The 19,681-nt window shown below is 73.9% G+C and carries 23 protein-coding genes; 9 read left to right on the forward strand and 14 right to left on the reverse strand.

The window, feature by feature from the left end; translation table 11 throughout:
* Positions 1–41: 41 nt before the first annotated feature.
* Positions 42–605, reverse strand: coding sequence for a snapalysin family zinc-dependent metalloprotease (locus AB0I11_RS32250; protein ID WP_357329336.1), 564 nt, complete (start codon positions 603–605; stop codon positions 42–44).
* A gap of 241 nt (positions 606–846) precedes the next feature.
* Here AB0I11_RS32250 and AB0I11_RS32255 point away from each other — a divergent pair, with 241 nt between their 5' ends.
* Genes AB0I11_RS32255 through AB0I11_RS32265 form a run of 3 tightly spaced genes read left to right on the forward strand, consistent with a single transcriptional unit; the run spans position 847 to position 2,232 of the window.
* Positions 847–1,557 (forward strand): hypothetical protein, encoded by a 711-nt coding sequence (locus AB0I11_RS32255; RefSeq protein WP_357329338.1) that lies wholly within the window; start codon positions 847–849, stop codon positions 1,555–1,557.
* A 13-nt stretch (positions 1,558–1,570) separates the two neighbouring features.
* On the forward strand, positions 1,571–1,831 hold the full coding sequence (locus tag AB0I11_RS32260) for a hypothetical protein (RefSeq protein ID WP_357329340.1): 261 nt from the start codon (positions 1,571–1,573) through the stop codon (positions 1,829–1,831).
* Positions 1,828–2,232: a hypothetical protein gene (locus AB0I11_RS32265; protein WP_357329342.1), complete on the forward strand. Its 405-nt coding sequence runs from the start codon at positions 1,828–1,830 to the stop codon at positions 2,230–2,232. Before AB0I11_RS32260 ends, AB0I11_RS32265 begins: the two co-directional genes overlap by 4 nt.
* Before the next feature lie 118 nt (positions 2,233–2,350).
* Here the strand turns inward: AB0I11_RS32265 and AB0I11_RS32270 are convergent, their stop codons facing one another.
* From AB0I11_RS32270 to AB0I11_RS32295, 6 genes are all read right to left on the reverse strand, one after another.
* Entirely contained in the window at positions 2,351–3,334 is a 984-nt protein-coding gene (locus AB0I11_RS32270; RefSeq protein ID WP_357329345.1) for an aldo/keto reductase, read from the reverse strand.
* Positions 3,335–3,456: 122 nt separating this feature from the next.
* Complete coding sequence (locus AB0I11_RS32275) at positions 3,457–4,521, reverse strand: DUF6461 domain-containing protein (protein WP_357329347.1); 1,065 nt, start codon at positions 4,519–4,521, stop codon at positions 3,457–3,459.
* A 117-nt stretch (positions 4,522–4,638) separates the two neighbouring features.
* Positions 4,639–5,493: an aldo/keto reductase gene (locus tag AB0I11_RS32280; protein WP_357329349.1), complete on the reverse strand. Its 855-nt coding sequence runs from the start codon at positions 5,491–5,493 to the stop codon at positions 4,639–4,641.
* A 165-nt stretch (positions 5,494–5,658) separates the two neighbouring features.
* Positions 5,659–6,198, reverse strand: a complete 540-nt coding sequence (locus AB0I11_RS32285; RefSeq protein ID WP_357329351.1) for a DUF1697 domain-containing protein — start codon at positions 6,196–6,198, stop codon at positions 5,659–5,661.
* 100 nt (positions 6,199–6,298) lie between these two features.
* Positions 6,299–6,748, reverse strand: coding sequence for a Rho termination factor N-terminal domain-containing protein (locus tag AB0I11_RS32290; protein ID WP_357329353.1), 450 nt, complete (start codon positions 6,746–6,748; stop codon positions 6,299–6,301).
* Entirely contained in the window at positions 6,745–7,770 is a 1,026-nt protein-coding gene (locus tag AB0I11_RS32295) for an AAA family ATPase (RefSeq protein WP_357329355.1), read from the reverse strand. The genes AB0I11_RS32290 and AB0I11_RS32295 overlap by 4 nt, the downstream gene beginning before the upstream one ends.
* A gap of 290 nt (positions 7,771–8,060) precedes the next feature.
* On the opposite strand from AB0I11_RS32295, the gene AB0I11_RS32300 reads away from it, so the two are divergent.
* On the forward strand, positions 8,061–10,184 hold the full coding sequence (locus AB0I11_RS32300; protein WP_357329382.1) for a hypothetical protein: 2,124 nt from the start codon (positions 8,061–8,063) through the stop codon (positions 10,182–10,184).
* 63 nt (positions 10,185–10,247) lie between these two features.
* On the opposite strand, the gene AB0I11_RS32305 is transcribed toward AB0I11_RS32300, so the two are convergent.
* The 5 genes from AB0I11_RS32305 to AB0I11_RS32325 form a co-directional block, all read right to left on the reverse strand.
* Entirely contained in the window at positions 10,248–10,751 is a 504-nt protein-coding gene (locus AB0I11_RS32305; protein WP_357329358.1) for a hypothetical protein, read from the reverse strand.
* Positions 10,752–10,825: 74 nt separating this feature from the next.
* Positions 10,826–11,389, reverse strand: coding sequence for a heme-binding protein (locus AB0I11_RS32310; protein ID WP_357329360.1), 564 nt, complete (start codon positions 11,387–11,389; stop codon positions 10,826–10,828).
* A gap of 39 nt (positions 11,390–11,428) precedes the next feature.
* Positions 11,429–12,148: a hypothetical protein gene (locus AB0I11_RS32315; RefSeq protein WP_357329362.1), complete on the reverse strand. Its 720-nt coding sequence runs from the start codon at positions 12,146–12,148 to the stop codon at positions 11,429–11,431.
* A gap of 1 nt (position 12,149) precedes the next feature.
* Positions 12,150–12,932 carry an ABC transporter permease gene (locus AB0I11_RS32320; protein ID WP_357329364.1) on the reverse strand — a complete coding sequence of 261 codons (783 nt, stop codon included), beginning with the start codon at positions 12,930–12,932 and terminating at the stop codon, positions 12,150–12,152.
* Complete coding sequence (locus tag AB0I11_RS32325) at positions 12,929–13,828, reverse strand: ATP-binding cassette domain-containing protein (protein WP_357329366.1); 900 nt, start codon at positions 13,826–13,828, stop codon at positions 12,929–12,931. The genes AB0I11_RS32320 and AB0I11_RS32325 overlap by 4 nt, the downstream gene beginning before the upstream one ends.
* A gap of 132 nt (positions 13,829–13,960) precedes the next feature.
* Between AB0I11_RS32325 and AB0I11_RS32330 the strand changes: the two genes are divergently transcribed.
* From AB0I11_RS32330 to AB0I11_RS32340, 3 genes are all read left to right on the forward strand, one after another.
* Complete coding sequence (locus tag AB0I11_RS32330; RefSeq protein ID WP_357329368.1) at positions 13,961–15,199, forward strand: histidine kinase; 1,239 nt, start codon at positions 13,961–13,963, stop codon at positions 15,197–15,199.
* A complete protein-coding gene (locus AB0I11_RS32335; RefSeq protein ID WP_357329370.1) occupies positions 15,196–15,879 on the forward strand; it encodes a response regulator transcription factor in 684 nt (227 codons plus the stop codon). The genes AB0I11_RS32330 and AB0I11_RS32335 overlap by 4 nt, the downstream gene beginning before the upstream one ends.
* 107 nt (positions 15,880–15,986) lie before the next feature.
* Positions 15,987–16,445: a hypothetical protein gene (locus AB0I11_RS32340; RefSeq protein WP_357329372.1), complete on the forward strand. Its 459-nt coding sequence runs from the start codon at positions 15,987–15,989 to the stop codon at positions 16,443–16,445.
* Positions 16,446–16,575: 130 nt separating this feature from the next.
* Here AB0I11_RS32340 and AB0I11_RS32345 read toward each other — a convergent pair whose 3' ends face one another.
* A complete protein-coding gene (locus AB0I11_RS32345; RefSeq protein ID WP_357329374.1) occupies positions 16,576–17,352 on the reverse strand; it encodes a D-Ala-D-Ala carboxypeptidase family metallohydrolase in 777 nt (258 codons plus the stop codon).
* Positions 17,353–17,692: 340 nt separating this feature from the next.
* Between AB0I11_RS32345 and AB0I11_RS32350 the strand changes: the two genes are divergently transcribed.
* Together AB0I11_RS32350 and AB0I11_RS32355 are read left to right on the forward strand one after the other, a co-directional pair.
* Positions 17,693–18,334, forward strand: coding sequence for a hypothetical protein (locus AB0I11_RS32350; RefSeq protein WP_357329376.1), 642 nt, complete (start codon positions 17,693–17,695; stop codon positions 18,332–18,334).
* Between the two features lie 44 nt (positions 18,335–18,378).
* A complete protein-coding gene (locus AB0I11_RS32355) occupies positions 18,379–18,843 on the forward strand; it encodes a PPOX class F420-dependent oxidoreductase (RefSeq protein WP_357329378.1) in 465 nt (154 codons plus the stop codon).
* A gap of 2 nt (positions 18,844–18,845) precedes the next feature.
* Here AB0I11_RS32355 and AB0I11_RS32360 read toward each other — a convergent pair whose 3' ends face one another.
* A complete protein-coding gene (locus AB0I11_RS32360; protein WP_357329380.1) occupies positions 18,846–19,487 on the reverse strand; it encodes an NAD(P)H-binding protein in 642 nt (213 codons plus the stop codon).
* Positions 19,488–19,681 lie beyond the last annotated feature (194 nt).

The raw sequence follows: 19,681 nt of genomic DNA on the forward strand, positions 1-19,681 counted from the left end.
GGCCGGGGCCGGCGGGTCGCCGCCGGCCCCGGCCGCCGGACTCAGCGCAGGGCGCCGGCCGGCGCGGCCGGCCAGCTGTCGGTGAAGATCTGCGGGGTCGTCGCGCTGCGGGCGGCGAAGCCGAAGAGCGAGTCGACCCGGGCGGCCTCGGTGCTGCTCGGGTACGGGTTGGTGCAGCTGGTGCCGGCGCTGCCGCCGGACATCAGGATGGCGCAGTTGCCGTTGTAGTTGTCGGGCAGGCCGAGGATGTGCCCGATCTCGTGGGTCATGATCCGCAGCGGCGAGTACTGCTGGGCCTGGTAGTAGTCGATGACCACGCGGCCGTTGCCGAGGCTGGTGCGCTGGGCGTACGACCCGCCGCCGTAGGTGTAGTAGATCATCAGGTTCGAGCCGCACTGGGCCATGTTGATGTTGTTGGTCCGGCTGTTCCAGATCGAGGCGGCCTGGTTGGCGTAGCTGGCGAACGGCCCGGCCTGGCTGGTGTTGTAGCAGACGTTGCGGAGCGCGGCGGAGGCCGGCGCGGTGTCCACGGCGACGACGCCCAGCGCGGTCAGCGCGGTTGCCGCGAGCGTGGCGAGGACGCGGGACAGCTTGGGTAGGCGCATGGCTCACTCTCCTCGAGAGGCGGGGTTGAGTGCAGCCAGCCTATTGATTGACGTGCATCGATATCAAGACCCACGACGAAATGATTGCCATCAATCTGTGCACGTGAACAGGGCACAGGAATGGGGATTCACGCCGCCGGGGATTCCCGCCCTTTCTGTCAACCTCCCGTCACGTAACGTGTTTATCTGATCGGTTCCGGTCGATAGCGTCGGGGCACTGGCCGTCGACGAAAGGCCGACGATGAACCACAACGGACACCCGCTCTCGCGGCGGCGGCTCCTCGCCGGCGCGGCGGCGGCCTCGGCGGTCACCGTGACCGGCGTGGCCGCCGCACCGACCGCCGCCGGCGCGGCGCCCACCCACCGCTTCAACACCCCGCTGGTCACCCGGGACCGAATCGGCTCCGCCGCGCTGCACGCCCCGGACGGCACCGCCAGCCGGGGCCGCTTCCAGGCCGACTTCCACGACCGGCTCACCGCCTGGCTCGCGTTCTGGTCGGCGAACTCACCCCGCGCCTGGAGCGCGCCGGCCCAGGTGCTCGGCACGGTCGACCCGGCCGGCGACGCCTTCGTGCTGCACGCCGTCCGCTACCGGTGCGACGACGAATTGCACGACGGCTTCGCCGCCGCCCGGGCCGACGGCACCCGCTGGGCGACCCTCGCCAGCCTGCACCACCACTTCCCGACCGTCGCCGTGCTGCCCGGCGGGGCGGTCCGGGTCGCCGACGGGCCCGCCGGCTTCACCGGCTCGGCCGCGCAGGTCGACTTCGCGGTCGGCGCCTGCCGCGAGCTGTGGGGCGAGGCCGGGGCCGGTGCGTCCCGCTGGCAGGAGTACGCCGCACGTCCGCTCGCCCGGGCCGGCCAGCGGGCCGACGTCGCCTCCCGCGCCGGCTGGGCGACCTTCACCCGGCTCAGCCTGCGCCGCGGGCTGGGAACCGAATCGTACGCATGACCGGAGGTAACACATGGCCCGCAACGAGTTCCGGTTCGTGGTCGACGGCGTCGACCTGACCGCCGAGCAGCAGTCCCTCATCGCCAAGGAGATCCAGCAGGCCGGCCTGGCCGCCCTCGGCACCGCCAACGCCAAGCTGACCAACCCGCTCACCGTCGGCCACGGCAACCTCAAGCTGCGTCCCGAGTGGTACGGCCTCTGGGTGCTCGACGGCCCGTTCGCCCAGGAACTCGGCCAGAAGATCAACGACATCGGCTTCTGGATGCAGCGGTGACCGACGCCGCCCGAGCGGTCGACCCGCCGGAGCGGATGTGCCCGAGTACGCCCGCGGCCAACGCCACGGTCTTCCTCGGCATGATCACTCCGGCGGGCCGGGTCGCCTACGTCACGCCGGCGATGCCGGCCGAGGTCGCTCTGGCCGCGGCCGGTGACTCCGGCACCCCGGTCGAGTCCCGCTTCCGGCTGGCCGGCCCCTGCGTCACCACGTCCTGCGGCTTCTGGACCGGCGAGCACTGTGGCCTCGGCGCCCGGATGGCCGCGTCGTACGCCGAGACGGCCGGCCCGGCCGAGTCGGAGCTGCCCAAGTGCGCGATCCGGCGTACCTGCCGGTGGTTCGCCGAACAGGGCCCGGCGGCCTGCCCGGCCTGCTCGCACGTCGTCACCGACGCCCGCTGACCGGGGGCCGCTCCGGGGGCACCGGCGAGCCGCCCGGCCGGAGCCGAGCTGTCCCGGCCGGAACCGAGCCGCACCGGCCGGAGCCGAGCTGTCCCGGCCGGCCGGGACCCGGCCGGGATCAGTGGGCCGCGTCCAGCCGGGCCCGCTGCTCCCCGGTCAGCTCCAGCTCCACCGCCGCCAGGCTCTCCTCGAGCTGGGCCACCGAGGAGAAACCGACCAGCGGGATCGCCGGCACCTCCCCGCCCAGCAGCCAGGCGAGCACCACCTGGTTCGGCGTCCCGCCGGTCTCCGCCGCCACCGCGTGCAGCGCGGCCAGCCGGGCCGCCGTGCCCGGCCCGTCGTACCCGGCGCCCAGCCGCTCCGGCTTCGCGTACGCGCCCTTGAGCAGCGGCGAGTAGGCGACCAGGGTGAGCTGCGGTTCCGCCCGCAGGTAGCTGGCCAGGTCCGGGCCGACGTAACCCACGTCGCCGTCCGGGTCCAGCTCGCTGGGCAGGTCCAGCCGGGGCGGCAGGTAGCTGCGGTGGTACTGGAGCACCTCGTACCCCGGCAGGCCGGCCGCCGCCGCGATCGCCCGCGCCCGCTCCACCCGCCAGGCCCGGTGGTTGCTCGCGCCGAGCAGCCCGACGGTGCCCTCGGCGACCAGCTCGGCGAAGCCCGCCACGGTCTCCTCCAGCGGCACCGTCCGGTCCTCGATGTGCGCGTAGAGCAGGTCGATCCGCTCCACGCCGAGCCGCTCCCGGCTGCGCTCGGCCGACTCGCGGATCACCTTCGCCGACAGGCCCTCGGGGTTGTCCAGATAGCTGGTCCCCGGGGCCAGCGGGCGGGCCCCGAGCTTGGTGGCGATCAGCACCTCGGGGCCGACGCCCCGGCTGCGCCGCCACCGGCCGAGCAGCTCCTCGCTCTCCCCACCCTGGCCCCCGTTGTGCCAGAAGGCATAGTTGTCCGAGGTGTCGATGAAGGTGCCGCCGGCCTCGACGTAACGGTCCAGGATGGCGTACGAGGTGGCCTCGTCGGTGGCGGTGCCGAAGAGCATCGCGCCGAGGCTGAGCACGCTGACCTCGCGCCGGGTGGCCGGATCGGTGCCGATGGTGCGGTAACGCATGGAGTTCCTCCCCGTCGAGACGACGCCACCACCTTCCCCCTTCGAGCGCGCGCGAAGTCAAACCCTCGCCAGGGCAGCCCGCCGTACCCGCCTGGCTGATCGGCCACGTCGCCGAGCCGGGCTCACCGACCCGCGCCGCGCTTCGCCGCGTCGCGGAGGGCGCGGTCGCGGCAGCGTCCGAGCACGCTGTTGACCAGTGACGCGTCGGCGTCGCCCAGCGCGTACCCGCCCGACCAGTAGATCCGGAACGCCGCCTCGGCCGGGTCGTCGTGCAGCGCGTCCCGCAGCCCGAGCATCGCGTGCATCCGGCGGAACGCGTTCCGGTCCCGCTCGCGTCGCGACTCCGCGAGCAGGTCGTCGGCGCGCGTCGTGAGCCGCTGCGCCAGCAGCCCGTCCACCGCCACCGTCCGTCCATCCGCCCGCGCGTCGAGCACCGCCAGCGCCGTGCGGGCCAGCGGGTCCTCGTGGACGCCGGTGTCCCGGGCCACCAGGTGTGCCAGGAAGCGGGTGATCTCCGGCAGGCGCTCGACGGTCGGCTCGGCGAGCACCGACCGGACGAACGGGTCGTCCAGCGCCGCGCGGTCCTCGACCCCCTCCGGGACCAGGTCCTCGGGGACCGGGGTGAGGAACACCCGGCGGAACACGCCGGCCAGCATCGCGTCGTCCAGCCGTACGCCGCTGACCCGCTCGGCGAGGACCAGGCCGCTCGCCCACGGGGCGTCGAACGTCAGGTCCGCCATGTCGTCGAGCAGCGCGTCCGGGTCGCCGCCCCAGCGCTCCTCCGGGTGGTACATGTCGAAGCCGACCGCTCGGCGCCCCGCTACGTGGTACGCGAACCGGTTGGTGCCGTTGACATTCCAGTAGACGCTGACCGCCGTGCCGCCGGCCGACGCACCCCGCAGCACCTCGGGCCGGGAACCCTGGAAGCCGTTCTCCTCGATGCCGACCAGCCAGTCGCCGACCCTGGTCACCAGGAGCGCGCACGGGATCTGGTTGTAGTGGTAGGGCGCCAGCTCCGCGTCGAGCTCCCGGAGGCTGCGGCTCGCCGCCTCGGCCGGATCACCACCGAACGCCCGGATGAACGCGTCCTCGTCCACGCCCCTCGCGTAGGTGACGCACGCCGCCTGGGCGAAACCCTGGTGACGGTCGAGAAACTGTCCATAGTGGGCGAGAGTGTCGTCGGTCACCCGACGAGTGTGCCGTGCCGGCCCTGGTCGCGTGGTCCCCGCTCGCCAGCCGGTACGCGAGCAGGGGCCCGTGCCGGACCCCCTGCTCGGTTGCGTCACCCCGGAGCGGCCGTCACCTCAGTCCGGCACGTAGTCGAAGGTGTCCGGGTTCGGGCCGTTCCGGCCGGCCTCGCCCTTGTTCAGGCTGTCGATCCGTTCCATCGCGGCGTCGTCCAGCGAGAAGTCGAAGATCTGGAAGTTCTCCGCGATCCGCGCCGGGGTGGTCGACTTCGGGAAGACGATGTCGCCGCGCTGCACGTGCCAGCGCAGCACCACCTGCGCCACCGTGCGGCCCAGTTCCTCGGCGAGGTCCACCAGGGTCGGGTCGTCCAGCACCTTGCCCTGGGCGATCGGCGCCCACGCCTCGGTGAGGATGTTGTGCGCCCGGCCGTACGCGCGCACCTCCTCGTTGCCGAAGTACGGGTGCGCCTCGACCTGGTTCACCGCCGGGGTCACCTCCGCCTCGGCGGCCAGCCGCTCCAGGTGCGCCACCTGGAAGTTCGACACCCCGATGGACTTCGCCCGCCCGTCGCGCTGGAACTCCTCCAGCGTCCGCCAGGTGGAGACGAAGTCGCCGTCGTAGCGGGTCGGCAGCGGCCAGTGGATCAGGAACAGGTCGAGGTAGTCGAACCGCAGCTCCCGCAGGGTCTGCTCGAACGCCTTGCGGGCGTCCTCGGGGCGGTGGAAGCCGTTGTTGAGCTTGCTGGTGACGAAGACGTCCTGCCGGTCCAGCCCGGCGGCCCGGATCGCCTGGCCGACCTCGGCCTCGTTGCCGTACATCTGGGCGGTGTCGATGTGCCGGTAGCCGACCTCCAGCGCCGTGCCGACGGCCCGCGCGGTGTCCTTCGGGTCGATCTGGAAGACCCCGAAGCCGAGCTGCGGGATGGTGTTGCCGTCGTTCAGCGAGATGTCCGGAACGTTGTGCTGGGGCATGAAAGCCTCATCTCCCATCGTCGGGGGTTGCCCGGGAGAGCGCTACCACGCGCTCCGTCCGGGCCGTGCCACCAGCCTGTCCTACCCGCTCGACCCGCGTCATCACGACGCCCGGCGCCGTGATCTGGCCGACCTCCCGGCCCCGGTGCGGGGGGCCGCGGCGGGTCAGCCGCCGGTCAGGTCGCGCAGCGCCAGCACCGATTTCCAGTTCCGGGTGGTCGCCACCACACCCAGCTTCTTCTCCAGGTACGCGTTGGTGAACTTGGTCCGCCCGTAGCCGCCGTCGGGGAAGTGCAGGTGGATCTCCCGGCCGGTGATCGCGTACTCGAGGTGCTCGCCGGCCGGCACGGTCAGCTCCTTCCGCCGGGCCGCGCTGGGCGCCGCCGACAGGAAGGCCACCAGCACCCGGGTCGGATCGTCCTGCCGCGCGGTGTACGGGCTGGCGTCGACGATCGCGGCCAGCTCGCCGCCGTCGCGGACCAGCACCGGCACCCGCAGACCCAGCTCGTCGGCGAGCCGCCGCTCGATGCCCTCGGCGAGGGTCGCGGCCTTCGTCGGTGGGCTGGTGAACACCACGTTGCCGCTCTGCAGGTAGGTCTTGACGTCCTCGTGGCCGAGGTCGGCGACGAGGCGCCGCAGGTCGGCCATGGCGAGCCGGGTGGTGCCGACGTTGACCCCGCGCAGCAGGGCGGCGTAGCGCGCCATCCGCGTCCTCCTCGACTCCGCGTCCTCGGCCACCCAGCCTAGGGCGCGCGGCGCTGCTCGGCTGGCCGAGCACGCGGGTGGGGACGTCGGCGCGGCGCGTTCAGCGTCGGCGGATGGCGGTGGAGTCGAGCCGGAAGCCGATGGTGCGGTCCACGATCCGTTCGACCAGGTCGGTCTTGCGCAGCCCGGACACGCCGCGCAGCCCCGCCCGGGCGGCCAGGGCCCGCAACTCCCGGATCGTCCACGACGACAGGTACGCCGTGCCGTCGTCGCGCCGGGACATGGCGGCCAGCGCGGCGTACGCCCGCTCGGTGTCCGCCCCGGACGGCCGGGCGGCGGGGCGCCGGGCCGGGGCGCCGCCGCCCGGCTCGTCTCCGGGCGAGGTGCCGGGCCGGCCGGGTGGCGCGGCGCGGGCCGGTGGTGGGGCGTCCGCGACGGGAACGACGGCCAGCCGGGCCCGCCCGTCGGCCAGGTCGGCCAGGTCGGCGGCGGAGAGGCCGGCCAGGAACTCGGCCACCCGGGCCCGCACCGCGCGCGTCGGGCCGGTCACGCCGGCGCCTCCTCGGCCGCCCCGGCGGCGGCGACCGGTGCGGGCGAGGCCGGTGCGGGCGAGGCCGGTGCGGGCGAGGCCGGTGCGGGCGAGGCCGGCGCGGGGTCCGGCTGGAGCGCGGCGAGGAACTCGGTGGTGATCTGCCGCAGCTCCTCGCGGACCGGCGGGACGGTGACCCGGTCCCGCAGCACCACCGGCACCCCGCGGGGCGTGTTGGTGGCGAAGAGGGTCACGTTCTCCCGCAGCGCGGTCGGCAGGACCGGCAGGCCCAGCGCCCGCACCTGGTCCATGTAGCCCTGCTGGGCGGCGACCGGTCGCTGCGCCATCAGCTGGACCATGGTGAACACCACGCCGGCGATGCCCGGGGCCACCTTGTGGTGCCGGCGGATCGTGGCGAACCGGCGGGAGTCGGCGTTGTACCGGTCGACCAGCTCCCGCACGTTGGCGTGCAGGTAGTCGATGCCGAGGGTGGAGAGGTAGTCGGCCCGGGCCGGGATGAGCAGGTGGTCGCTCGCGATGATCGCCGACTGGGTGACCACGTTGAAGTTCGGTGGGCAGTCGATGAGCACCAGGTCGTACGGGTCGAGGGCCGGATCGTGCAACCCCTCGTCGAGCGAGCCGCGTACGCGGAACAGCTCGGCGTCGTACTCGTCGCCGTCGGCCACGCCCTTGGCCAGGGCCAGGTCAATGTCGACGAGCTGGAGGTGGGACGCGATCAGGTCGAGCCGCCCGGCCCCCTTGAGCTGGGCGTTCGCCGGGCCGGGGGAGAGCACCAGCTCGCCCAGGGCGACCGCCGCGCCCTCCCCGCGCCGCCCGTCGTACCAGCGCTTGACGGTCCGGGTGTCGCGCAGCCGGTCCCGCCAGTCGTCCGGCTCGTAGAAGCTGAACGTGAGGCTGGCCTGCGGATCGAGGTCGATCAGCAGCACCTTCATGCCCCGGTTGGCCAGCTCGGCCCCGAGGTTGGCGGTCATGGTGGTCTTGCCGACCCCGCCCTTGTAGTTGATTACCGATACGACGTACACCGGCACCTCCCCGACCGGGAACGGTAGCGGTAACCCCGCCGGGTGGGCCGCCCGGGACCCCGCCGGATGTCGCGCGCAGTCGACCGTACGGCGGCAGGTGGGAGCCGTTCGTACCGCAGGTGTGACCTGCCGCCGCTTCGCAACGCACTGTCGCAAGTGGTTGCCTAGGGTCAACAATCCCCTGGTCAGATGCTGCCCCCTGGCAGGATCCGGCGGGGACGGACGGGTAACCCGACGGCGGTGGCCGGAGCTGATCACCGCCTCATCGGCAGGAGGCATTGCGCGTGCGAATGAGACGACCGAGCCGGATCGCGGCCGTGGTGACGGGCGTGACGGCGCTCGCCTTCACGGTCTCGGCCCCGGCCCAGGCCCACGATCACGAGAACCTACCCGGCGAGCCGACCATCACGGTGCCGATCAACGACAGCGCGGCCGGCGGCACCTACAACCAGGACTTCACCCGGGTGTACGCCAACACCACCCCGGACGGCACGCCGGTCTACATCTACGTACCGAAGGGGACCCCGCTCAACGGCACCGCGCCGACCGGGGTGGCGAGCCTGGACCCGCAGTTCGACCACAACCCGGGTGACGAGTTCACGCCGTGCGCCACGGCCGGCGCGAGCCAGTTCACGCTGACCCAGGCGGAGATCACGTACGTCGGCGACAAGCTCGCCAACCAGATCGTCGCCGTGGACGAGGAGCACTTCGGCCCGATGGACGCGGCCGACCCGGCCGAGCCGGCCAGCGACTCACTGGTCATGCTGGTCTACAACATCCAGGACGACGCGTACTACGACTGCGCGGTCACCTCGTACACCGCCGGCTACTTCGCGCCCGACTTCATCGACAGCGTCGGGATGAACGTCATCTCGGTCGACGCCCTCGACTGGGCCAACCGGGTCGGCCCGAACGACTCGCCGTGGCGCGACGCCGACCCGGCCAACGACCGCCCGGAGCTGTACGAGGGCACGGTCGCGCACGAACTCGAGCACCTGCTGCACAACTACAGCGACCCGGGCGAGCTGTCCTGGGTCGACGAGGGCCTGGCCGACTTCGCCATCTTCCTCAACGGCCTCGACGCCGGGGGCTCGCACCTGACCAACCACCAGGTGCTGTACGAGGAGACGTCGCTGACCCGGTGGGGCGGCAGCCTGGCCAACTACGGCGCGGCGTTCACCTACTTCCAGTACCTGTGGGAGCAGGCCGGCGGCAACGGCGACGGCACCTGGACCCCGGACAAGCAGTACGACGGCAAGGCCGGTGACCTGCTCATCAAGACGATCTTCGAGGAGCAGGCGGACGGCATGACCGGCGTGCAGAACGCCATCGACGACTTCAACGCGGCGACCGGCGCCAACCTGCGCAGCGCGGCCGACCTGTTCCGCGACTGGTCGGTGGCGGTCTACCTGGACGACGAGGACTCGCCGATCTACGACATCAAGGCGTTCAACTTCGGCGACCCGGCCGACACCTCGTGGACCATGGACATCGCCGACGACGTCTTCTGGGGTGGCCGGGGCAGCTACCACGGCGCCACCCCCGAGGCCAAGTGGGCCCGGCTGAAGAACCGGCCCGACACCACCGCCGTGCCGTTCGGCATGTCGGTCGAGCGGTTCCGCAACCCCGGCCCGACCGTGTCGCTGGCCTTCGACGGCGACGACGAGACGGTGGTCCCGCCGCACACCGGCACCACTCACTGGTACGCCGGCTACGAGAGCCAGGACGACAACATCCTCGACGTCAGCACCTCCGGCGCGGTCACCTCGCTGGACTTCTGGAGCTGGTACTTCATCGAGGAGGGCTGGGACTACGGCTTCGTCGAGGCGCTCGTCGGCGGCAACTGGGTCACCGTGCCGGTGCGCGACGACGCCGGTCAGGTCGTCACCACCAACGACGACCCGCACGGCAACAACACCGAGGGCAACGGCCTGACCGGCACCTCCGGCGGCGAGTACTTCGTCGACGACCCGGTCTACCAGCACCTCACCGCCGACCTGCCGGCCGGCACCACGGACGTGCGGTTCCGGTACTCCACGGACGCCGCGTACATGGACACCGGCTGGTTTGTCGACGACGTCCGGGTCAACGGCGCCGAGGCGAACCTCGGCTCGGCGGCGGGCAACTGGTTCGCCACCGACGGCGTGCAGAACAACAACTGGACCGTCCAGGTGGTCAGCCACTGCGACCTGACGCCGGGTGTCACTTCGCCGGGTGAGACCACCGACGGCGCGGGCAACTGGGTCTACCGCTCCACCGGCGATCAGTTCACCGCCAGCGGCCTGAAGACCAAGTGCGCCAACGGCAACCAGGACGACTTCGCCGTCATCATCAACAACCTGCCGACCGGTGACCTCACCTACCTGGACGCGGACTACACGTTCCGGGTGAAGAACACCGGCAACGCCAAGTAGTTTCCTGACCCGTTCGGGCCCGCGCCGCACGTCGGCGCGGGCCCGTCGGCATTCCGGCCGCGCTCAGGAGTCCCGGTAGACCGGCAGGCCCAGGGTGGTGCGGACCCGGTTGGCCTGCGTGCCGCCGTCGTGCGCGGCGGCGGCACGGATCTCCCGGGTCAGGGCGGTGTCACTGGTCGCCGCCGCGGCGAGCCGCCAGTGCCGCAGCGCCACGTCGTTCTCCTTGAGCAGCGCGGCGATCGGCGTCCGGACCGGCTCCGGCCAGAGCGTGGTCCGCAGCTGCTCGGCGTGCGCGGCGTTGGTGTCGGCGACCGTACGAGCCAGGCCGCGCACGGTCCGCCACGGCCGGCGGGCCCGCAGCGCCGCCTCCAGCTCGTCCAGCGCCGTGTTGTAGGGCGCCACGATCGACAGGTAGCGGCCCTTCGCCTCCTTGAGGGTCAGCGTGGTCGGAGCGGTCGGCGAGGGGGTCTGCCAGGTCGCCGGGAACCGGGTGGGCTCGGCGCCCCCGCAGCCGGCGAGCAGCAGGACCAGGGCCAGGGCCAGGGCGGCGGGGGTGCGGCGGCGCACGGGACATCCCTCCGGTCGGGGGCGGGTCACCGGGCAGTGTAGGGGCGACCCGGGCGACCGTGCCGGCCGCCGAACTAATCGGCGACCGGCAGCACGACCTCGTTACGGCGCAGGAACCAGGGCGTCCACGGCGGATCGAAGCGGGCGTACCGGACGGCACCGGTGGGGCGCAGGCCGGCCGCGATGACCGCCCGGCCCAGCGCGGTCGCCCGCCGGGCGAACGTCCGGTCGGTCCACCGCCCGGAGAAGCGCATCGCCGCCGCCAGTTCCTCGGGGAGTTCCCGGATGGTGATCCGTGGGTCCACCGGCTCGGGCAGCGTCGCCGGGGTGAAACCGGCCGGCATCACGAACCGCACCAGCCAGCAGTCGGGCCGGTCGCCCTCCTCCTGCACCACCGGCGCGGTCATCGCGATCCGTTCCGACCCGGCCGGCGCCGGCCCGCCCGGCGCGGTCACCGACAGCTCCCCCCGGGACCGGTTGGCGCCGCCGAGATACCGGGCCAGCGGTCGGAACGCCGCGTTGCCGGCGGCCGTGAAGGAGCCGTCGACGCGGACCTCGGCGACCAGGTGGGCGGGGTAGCGGCGCAGCTCGAAGCCCGGATGGCGAGCCAGCACCCGGTACGGCTGCCGCTCGGTCATCCGCCGCCCCCAAGCCCTCCGGTGCTCTCACCGGGAACGCTACCGTCCGGGGCCGTCCCGGTCCGCCGGACCCGGGACCAGCCGCCAGTACTGGCGTTTTCCCTCGTCCCGCACCACCACACCGAGCCGGGCCAGCTCCGCGCGCAGCTCCCGGACCTCGCCGCCACGGTCGGCGTCGAGGGCCCGCTGCCGGGCCGACAGCAGCGCGTCCGCCCCGGCGGGCAGGCCCGGCAGCCCGGCCACCCAGCGCCGGTACGCGTCCCGGTGCGGGTCCCCGGCGAGCCACGGCCAGCCCTGCCCGGTGAACGCGGCACGCAGCCGCGCCTCGCTCAGGTCCGTCGGCTCGCGGGCCAGCTCACGGCCCGCGTCGTCGAGCAGCACCAGCGCCGTGCCGTCGAGGAAGACGCCCGCCACCGCGGCCCGGGGGACGTCCCGCCCGTGGCCGTCGCGGTGCAGCCGCACGCCGGCCCGGCCCACCGTCACGGTCAGCCGCTCCCGGGTGCCCACGAACGCCACCGCCAGGCCGGCCAGCGCCGCCACCCCCGCCCCGACCGGGTACGACCGGTCCCCGGGCAGCCGGGCCAGCAGCGCGAACCAGCCCTGGAACGGGAACCAGGGCAGGTCGGCCACCCAACCCGAGCCGGCAGTGAGCGCCGCGCCCAGGCCGGCGCCGAGCAGCGGGAACCCGACCCACATGAGCACCAGCTCGCCCGCCCCGCCGCCGACCACGGTGGTCTCGCCGGCCGCCGGCCCGGCCACCTCAGGACACCTCCCGGCGTACCGTCCGGACCAGCCCGCCGGCCAGCGGCAGCACCAGCCAGACCAGCAGCGACACCGCGAGCCGGGCCCACTGGCCGGCGGTGACCTGCGGGCCGAGCAGCGGCTCCATGGTCACCGAGGTGTCCAGCCACTGCGCGGGGCGGTGCAACGACCGGATCATCGCGGCGAGCACGCTCCACACGGTGGGCAGCAGCAGGTAGGTCACGATCGCCAGCGGGGTGTTCAGCAGCAGCAGGCCGAAGCCCGCGCCCATCAGCACGTTCAGCACCTGGAACACGGCCGCGTACGGCAGCAGGCGCCAGTCGAAGACCCAGCTGCCCGCGCCGCCGGTGGCCCGGGCGGCGAGCGTGCCGGTGGCGGCGACGGCGAGGCTGACCAGCACCGCGGCCAGCGCCGCCAGCACGACCGCGGCCAGCTTCGCGGCGATCACCCGCTGCCGGCGGGGCACCAGGGCGAAGGTGGTCAGCGCGGTGCGCTGCGACCACTCCCCGGTGATGGAGAGGATGCCGAGCACCGGCAGCAGCAGCCCGGTGGGGAAGAGCGACGGGGTGAAGAAGGCGGTGAAGGTCTGCTCGGCGTCGTCGAGCACGAACAGCTGCACCGTGACGATGATCGCGGCGACCAGCCCGATGGTGATCAGCAGCCAGCGCCCGGCCCGGGTGTCGACGAGCTTGCGCAGCTCCACGCCGGTGAGCCGGGCCAGCGAGGGGGCGGCCAGGGCCGGCCGGCGCGGCGGTGCGACCGGCGGGGTGAGCGTGGTCATCGGACGGCCTCCCGGGTCGACGCGCCGGCGGTGAGGGTGAGGAAGAGCTGTTCGAGGCCGCCGGCGCCGGCCGGGCGCAGCTCGGTGAGGACCAGGCCGGCGTCGGCGGCGGCCTGGCCGACGGCCTCCGGCTCGGCCCGGACGACGAAGCCGCCGTCGGTGCCGCTCGTCGCGGGCAGCCCGGCGCGCTCCAGGCCGAGCCGCAGGGCGTGCTCGTCGCGGGCCCGGACCAGGGTGCCCGCACCGGCCAGCAGCTCGTCCTTGCCGCCCTGGGCGACCACCCGGCCGCCGCCGATCACCACCAGCCGGTCAGCCACCGCCTCGACCTCGCGCAGCAGGTGGGAGGAGAGCAGCACGATGCCGCCCCGGTCGGCGAAGTCGCGCAGCAGCCCGCGCATCCAGAAGATGCCCTCCGGGTCCAGGCCGTTGGCCGGCTCGTCGAGGATGAGCACCCGGGGGTCGCCCAGCAGCGCCAGCGCCAGGCCGAGCCGCTGCCGCATCCCGAGGGAGTACGCGCCGACCCGGCGCCGCGCCGCCGTCGCGTTCAGCCCGACCAGGTCGAGCTTCGCGCCGACCTGCGCCCGGTCCACGCCCATGGTCCCGGCGGCCAGGGCCAGCGCCTCCCGGCCGGTCCGCCCGCTGTGCTGCGCGGACGCGTCCAGCAGCACGCCGATCTCCCGCCCCGGGTTCGGCAGCTCGCGGTACGGCCGCCCGGTGACCGTGGCGCGCCCGGCGGTGGGCGGGGTCAGCCCGCAGATCATCCGCATGGTGGTGGACTTGCCGGCCCCGTTCGGCCCGAGAAAGCCGGTGACCGTGCCCGGTTCGCAGCGGAAGCTGACGTCCTCGACGGCGGCGTGCGGGCCGTACCGCTTGGTGAGGTGTTCGACTGTGATCATGGCGTCCAGCCTGCCGGCGCCACCCGGTCGTGCGCTGCCGGCGATGGTCGGCGACCGGCCCGACCTCGGACCAGGTCAGGTACCGACTTTGGTAGCTGGTGACCCGCCGCGCCGCGTTCCTAGCATGGACGGATGAGCAGCGCCGCCGTACCCGACCATCCCTGGCTGCTGCCGGGCGCCCTGGTTCCCACCGCCCGGACGGCCCGCCGGACGCCCCGGGACTGGGTGGTCGACGGCCTGGCCTTCCTGAGCTCGGTGGCCTGGGTGCTGGTGGCCCACGAGGACGCGCTGAGCGCGCGGCCGGAGTTGGCGCTGAACGTCGGGCCGTCCTGGCTCCCCGACGTCGACTTCTTCCTCGGGCTGCTGGTCAGCGCCGCCCTCCTGCTACGCCGCCGCTGGCCGGTCGGGCTGGCCGTGGCCACCGCGCCGCTGGCCCTCTGCTCGGTCACCTCGGGTGTCGCCCTGCTGATCATCCTGTTCACGCTCGTCGTGCACCGGCGGCTGGCGGTGGCCCTGGTGGCGGTCGGCTGGAACGTGGTGACCCTGCCCGTCTTCCTCGCGGTCCGGCCCGATCCGGTGCTGCCGTTCTGGGCCACCATGGCCTGGAGCCTGCTCTTCATCGGCGGGACGGTGGCCTGGGCGCTGTTCGTCCGGGCCCGGCGCCAACTGGTGCTGTCGCTGCGCGACCGCGCCGAGCGGGCCGAGGCGGAGCAGCAGCTCCGGGTGGGTCAGGCGCGGCAGCTCGAACGGACCCGGATGGCCCGGGAGATGCACGACGTGCTCGCGCACCGGATCTCCCTGCTCAGCCTGCACGCCGGCGCCCTGGAGTTCCGCCCGGACGCCCCGCCCGAGGAGGTGGCCCGGGCCGCCGGGGTGATCCGGGCCAGCGCCCACGCGGCGTTGCAGGACCTGCGGGAGGTGATCGGGGTGCTCCGCGCCGAGCCGGGCGGCGCGGGGACGCCGGAGCCGCCGCAGCCCACCCTCGCCGACGTGCCCGTGCTGGTCGCCGAGTCCCGGGCCGCCGGCGCGCGGGTCAGCGTGCTCGACGAGGTGGCCGATCCGGCGGCCGTGCCGGCGGCGGTCGGGCGCAGCGCGTACCGGATCGTGCAGGAAGGGCTCACCAACGCCCGCAAGCACGCGCCGGGCGCGGTGGTGGTGGTCCGGCTGGCCGGCGGGCCGGGCGACGGCCTCACCGTGGAGATCCGTAACCCCTGGCCGCTCGGGGCGCCGGCCAGCGCGATCCCGGGCACCGGGACCGGACTGGTGGGGGTCGCGGAGCGGGTCAACCTGGCCGGCGGCCGGCTGACCCACGGGCGGGACCCGGACGGCGACTTCCGGCTGGTCGCCTGGCTGCCCTGGCCGGCCTCGTGAGTGGCGCGGAGCGGCCACCGGTCGGGGTGCTGATCGTCGACGACGACGCGCTGGTGCGGGCCGCGCTGTCGATGATCCTCGGCGGGGCGCCCGACATCCGGGTGGTGGGCGAGGCCACCGACGGGGCCGAGGTGCCGGCGGCGGTCGCCGCGTACGCCCCGGACGTGGTGCTGATGGACATCCGGATGCCCCGGGTCGACGGGCTGACCGCCACCGAGGCGCTGCGGGCCGGGCCGGAGCCGCCCGAGGTGCTGGTGCTCACCACCTTCGACGCCGACGAGCAGGTGCTGCGGGCGCTGCGCGCCGGGGCCGGCGGGTTCCTGCTCAAGGACACCCCGCCGGCCGAGATCGTGGCGGCGGTGCGCCGGGTGGCGGCGGGGGAGGCGACGCTCAGCCCGGCCGTGACCCGCAAGCTGATCACGCACGTGACCGCGCCGGCCGCGACCGCCGGCCCGGACCCCCGACGGGAGCGGGCGTTGCGGCTGCTGGGCGGGCTGACGCCGCGCGAGCGGGAGGTGGCCGTGGCGCTCGGCCAGGGCCGGACCAACGCGGAGATCTCGGCGGAGCTGTTCATGAGCGTGCCGACCGTGAAGGCGTACGTCTCCCGGCTGCTGGCCCGGCTGGAGCTGAACAACCGGGTGCAGGTGGCGCTCCTGGTGCACGACGCCGGCCTGGTCTGACCGCGCGCCAACGGGATTGAACTCCTGTCGCCCGGGGGCCGTACCAGTGGTCGAGGATGTGGTGCGGCGGCTCCGCCGCGCCGCTGCCGAGCTGCGGGAGGCCTGCCGTGCGAGTTGGTGAGCAGTCGACGGATCCCATCGACCAGATCCTGGGTGAGGTGCCGGTGCCGGCCCAGCTGACCCCGGAGGATGTCCGCCTCGCGGTCCGGGCGGTGGTGGTGCACGCCGCCGAGGAGTGGCCCGCCGGGCCGAAGTGCCGCAACGACGGGGCGGCGTACCCCTGTCGGCTGCACCGCTGGGGACGGCGGGTGCTGGCGGCGCACGGCCTCAACGAGCGGCAGATCGACGCGCTGGTGCGGCACGGCAACCCGTTCGTGCACGTGCCCTTCCCGTTCGTGCTGACCGGTCCGTCGGCCGCGCGCCCGGCGGCACCGGCCCCGCCGGCCCCGCGCGACCCGGCCGGCCGGGTCACCGCACCTCCGGTGCGGCCCGCTCTGCGGCCCGGCGGTGCCGGTCGGTCGGTGGCACCCCCCGCCACCCGGCCGCGCTGGCCCCGGGCGAGCTGACGACCACGGTCGCGGCGCGGCCCCGGCCGCGGCGGACCGCGGGTCGCGGGCGGTACGCCCGGGGTGCACCGGCGGCGGCCCGGCGGCAGGGAGCCCCCACCCCCTGCGCCGGGCCGCCGTCGGCCTCCGGTCAGCCGATCTCGCAGTCCGGGGCGGACCAGCTCTTCGAGTTGCTGGTCCGGTCGCTGTTGTTCTCCCGCCGGGAGTCCACGTGGACGTGGTCGTCGTGGTCCGGGTACCCGGGGCCGAAGATCCCGCTGAAGCCGTGGGTGCGGGCGGTCCGGGCGACCCGGCACAGGGACGAGGTGCCGGACTTCACGTCGGCCGCGGTGCCGTAGAGGTGCTGGCTGTCCGACGCGCCGCCGACCTGGCTGTTGCAGGCGATGCTGCGGAAGCCGCTGGTGACGTAGAGCGGCTTGTCGCCGAGGCCGCGGCGCAGCGCCTCCAGCTTCCACATGGTGCGCAGCGCGTTCTCCCGGGTGGCGCTGGACGAGAGTGGGCCCCCGCTCCACCCGCCCTTGCCGCAGCCGTTGTCCAGCTCGGTGTAGCTGAAGTGCTTGGGCGTGCAGTCGCTGTCCTGCAGGTTGTAGATCTTGGCGAAGGTCTGCGGGCCGGCGATGCCGTCGGCGCGCAGCCCGTACGCGGACTGGAAGCGTTTGACCGCACCCGCCGTCTCGGGGCCGTACCGGCCGTCGATCCGGACGATGTTGCCGTAGGCGGCCCAGCCGGCCACCCGGATCTGGAGTTGCCGGACGTCCTCGCCGGAGCGGCCCTGGTAGAGGTTGCGGGTCCAGGTGTAGCAGCCGTCGGCCTGCGCGGCCGGCGCGGCGACGACGGTAGCGATCGCGGCCCCGGGCAGGGCCAGCGCGAACGCGACGGCCGCCCGCTTCAGGGTGTTGACGCGCACAGAAGTCCTCCTGGTCGGAGCGAATTGGGGTTGACGGCGGGACTTCGTGCGAGTAGTCCCGTCCCATCCACCGTGACAGCCTTCGAGATGCTTCGCGGGCAATAGCGCAAATTGTTCTCACGTTCACCGTTGGCTGAGGATTAGCTGGGAATTGCCGCCATTGCGAAACGCCCACCCGGGCCGCGTCCACCACGACCGCCCGCTAACCTCGCGGCCGTGACGGAACCCGGCCGATGGCCACACGGAGGGTCAAGTCGCCTCGCCACACCCGCCCGGTAACGTCTGCCCCTGGGGCCGGTACGGGCTCCCGGGGCGACCTTCGCGGGCGGGGAGGTGGGCGTTGGCGCGTGGTGGCGTGTTCTGCGTCGAGGGGCAGTGGCACCGGGACCTCAACGAGCGCGGCTCCGTCCTGCCCACCCTCGAACTGCTCGAACGGCTGGGCAAGATCCGCTTCATCCACAAGGACGCGGCCACCCGCGACGAGCTGTTCTACTTCCTCGACCGCTGGCTGCTCAAGCAGTACGCCGACTACCGGGTCGGCTTCTTCGCCATGCACGGCGAGCCGAGCCGGCTCTGCCTCACCGACTGGGACTCCGTCGAGCTGGCGGACGTCGCCGAACGGATGGCCGGGCGCTGCGAGGGGCGCCGGCTCTACTTCGGCAGCTGCTCGGTGCTGCGCGCCTCCGACGCCGCGCTGCGGGACTTCCTCGACGTCACCGGCGCGGCGCTGATCTGCGGTTTCACCCGCGACGTGGACTGGGTCGAGTCGGCCGCGTTCGAGACGGTGCTGCTCGACGTGCTGGCCAACGGCCAGCGGCACAACGCCGCCGAGCTGCGGATGGGCTCGGCGCACTGGGCGCCGCTCGCCGCGTACCTGGGCTTCCGGGTGATCTACGCCAACGGCCGCGCCTGGCGGCCCGCCGTGCCGGCCCGGGTGCCCACCCAGCCCACCGCCCGCCGGGTCGCCGAGCGCCCCCGCTGACACCGGCCCGGCCGCCGGCACCGGATGCTGGTAGAACCGAGGGCATGGCACGCAGCATCGCGACCAACACCCGGGTCGACCGGGCCGCCCTGATCGACTTCCTCCGCCCCCGGCACCGGGTCATCCTGATCACCACCCGGTCCGACGGCCGGCCGCAGTCCTCCCCGGTCTCCTGCGGCGTCGACGCCGAGGGCCGCCTGGTCATCTCCACCTATCCGGAGCGAGCCAAGGTGGCCAACATCCGCCGTGACCCCCGGGTCTCCGCCTGCGTGCTCTCCGACGACTGGAACGGGCCCTGGGTGCAGGTGGACGGCACCGCCGAGGTGCTCGACCTGCCCGAGGCGCTGGAGCCGCTGGTGGACTACTTCCGCAGCATCTCCGGCGAGCACCCGGACTGGGACGACTACCGGGCGGCCATGGTGCGGCAGGGCAAGTCGCTGATCCGGGTCACCGTCGACGGCTGGGGGCCGATCGCCACCGGTGGCTTCCCCGCCCGGCTGGCCGACTGACGTCAGTACGCCGCGGTGAACCGCGCGTCACGGAACCGCGGCTCCTCGATCTCGTCGACGATCGCCACCGCCAGGTCCTCGTAGGTGAGCACCGACCGGCCCTGCGCGTCCGTCACCGGGTGGTCGGTGCCGGTGCGGTAGTGGCCGGTGCGCTCGCCGGGGTGGAACTCCAGCGGCGGCGGGGAGACGTAGGTCCAGGTCACCCCGTCGGCGGCGGAACGGTAGAACTCCAGCGCGTCGGCCTGCCCCTCGGCCGAGTCCCGGTACTCCGGAGGGAAGTCCGGCTCGTCCAGGTAGCGGGTGCCCTGCGGGGTCAGCAGGGTCGCCCCGCCGCCCACGTGGATCACCCGGGGCGGGTCGGGCAGCTCGCGCAGCGTCTCGACGAGCGTGCGGGCGGCGTCGCGCCACAGCTCCCGCTCGCCGCCGCCGATGGCCACCACGAACACGTCGGCCTCCCCGGCCAGCTCCCGCACGCTGTGCTCCGAGGTGGCGTCGCCGGTCACCGTCCGTACCCCGGCCGGCAGGTAGCTGGTCGCCTCCGGGCGGCGGACCGCCGCGGTGACCCGGTGCCCCCGCTGGACCGCCTCGGCGGCGATCCGCGACCCCGCGGTGCCGCCGGCGCCGAACACGACGATGTTGCTCATGGCTGACCACCCCCCGCCCGACGTGCCTCGCCCCTCAGGCTAGGGAGCGGGCCGCCCGCCCGGTGCCGTAACGGCGATCCCGGGCCCGGCTCAGCCTGAATCCACCGGTACTCGGCTTCGGTGTCGGGCGTGTCGAGTGAATGAGGGTGCTCCTGAGCAGGAGGATCACGGTTTCCACACCAATTGATTCGCCT

It is taken from the genome of Micromonospora sp. NPDC050495 (assembly GCF_040655175.1).
In the GTDB taxonomy this organism is placed as follows: Bacteria; Actinomycetota; Actinomycetes; order Mycobacteriales; family Micromonosporaceae; genus Micromonospora.

What these genes read in the sequence shown, in the direction of transcription:
- AB0I11_RS32285 (WP_357329351.1), bottom strand. Translation starts at nt 6,198, where the DNA reads ATGGCGCGCTACGCCGCCCTGCTGCGCGGGGTCAACGTCGGCACCACC.
- AB0I11_RS32255 (WP_357329338.1), top strand. Translation starts at nt 847, where the DNA reads ATGAACCACAACGGACACCCGCTCTCGCGGCGGCGGCTCCTCGCCGGC.
- AB0I11_RS32325 (WP_357329366.1), bottom strand. Translation starts at nt 13,828, where the DNA reads ATGATCACAGTCGAACACCTCACCAAGCGGTACGGCCCGCACGCCGCC.
- AB0I11_RS32250 (WP_357329336.1), bottom strand. Translation starts at nt 605, where the DNA reads ATGCGCCTACCCAAGCTGTCCCGCGTCCTCGCCACGCTCGCGGCAACC.
- AB0I11_RS32270 (WP_357329345.1), bottom strand. Translation starts at nt 3,334, where the DNA reads ATGCGTTACCGCACCATCGGCACCGATCCGGCCACCCGGCGCGAGGTC.
- AB0I11_RS32355 (WP_357329378.1), top strand. Translation starts at nt 18,379, where the DNA reads ATGGCACGCAGCATCGCGACCAACACCCGGGTCGACCGGGCCGCCCTG.
- AB0I11_RS32330 (WP_357329368.1), top strand. Translation starts at nt 13,961, where the DNA reads ATGAGCAGCGCCGCCGTACCCGACCATCCCTGGCTGCTGCCGGGCGCC.
- AB0I11_RS32310 (WP_357329360.1), bottom strand. Translation starts at nt 11,389, where the DNA reads ATGACCGAGCGGCAGCCGTACCGGGTGCTGGCTCGCCATCCGGGCTTC.
- AB0I11_RS32300 (WP_357329382.1), top strand. Translation starts at nt 8,061, where the DNA reads ATGAGACGACCGAGCCGGATCGCGGCCGTGGTGACGGGCGTGACGGCG.
- AB0I11_RS32360 (WP_357329380.1), bottom strand. Translation starts at nt 19,487, where the DNA reads ATGAGCAACATCGTCGTGTTCGGCGCCGGCGGCACCGCGGGGTCGCGG.
- AB0I11_RS32260 (WP_357329340.1), top strand. Translation starts at nt 1,571, where the DNA reads ATGGCCCGCAACGAGTTCCGGTTCGTGGTCGACGGCGTCGACCTGACC.
- AB0I11_RS32280 (WP_357329349.1), bottom strand. Translation starts at nt 5,493, where the DNA reads ATGCCCCAGCACAACGTTCCGGACATCTCGCTGAACGACGGCAACACC.
- AB0I11_RS32320 (WP_357329364.1), bottom strand. Translation starts at nt 12,932, where the DNA reads ATGACCACGCTCACCCCGCCGGTCGCACCGCCGCGCCGGCCGGCCCTG.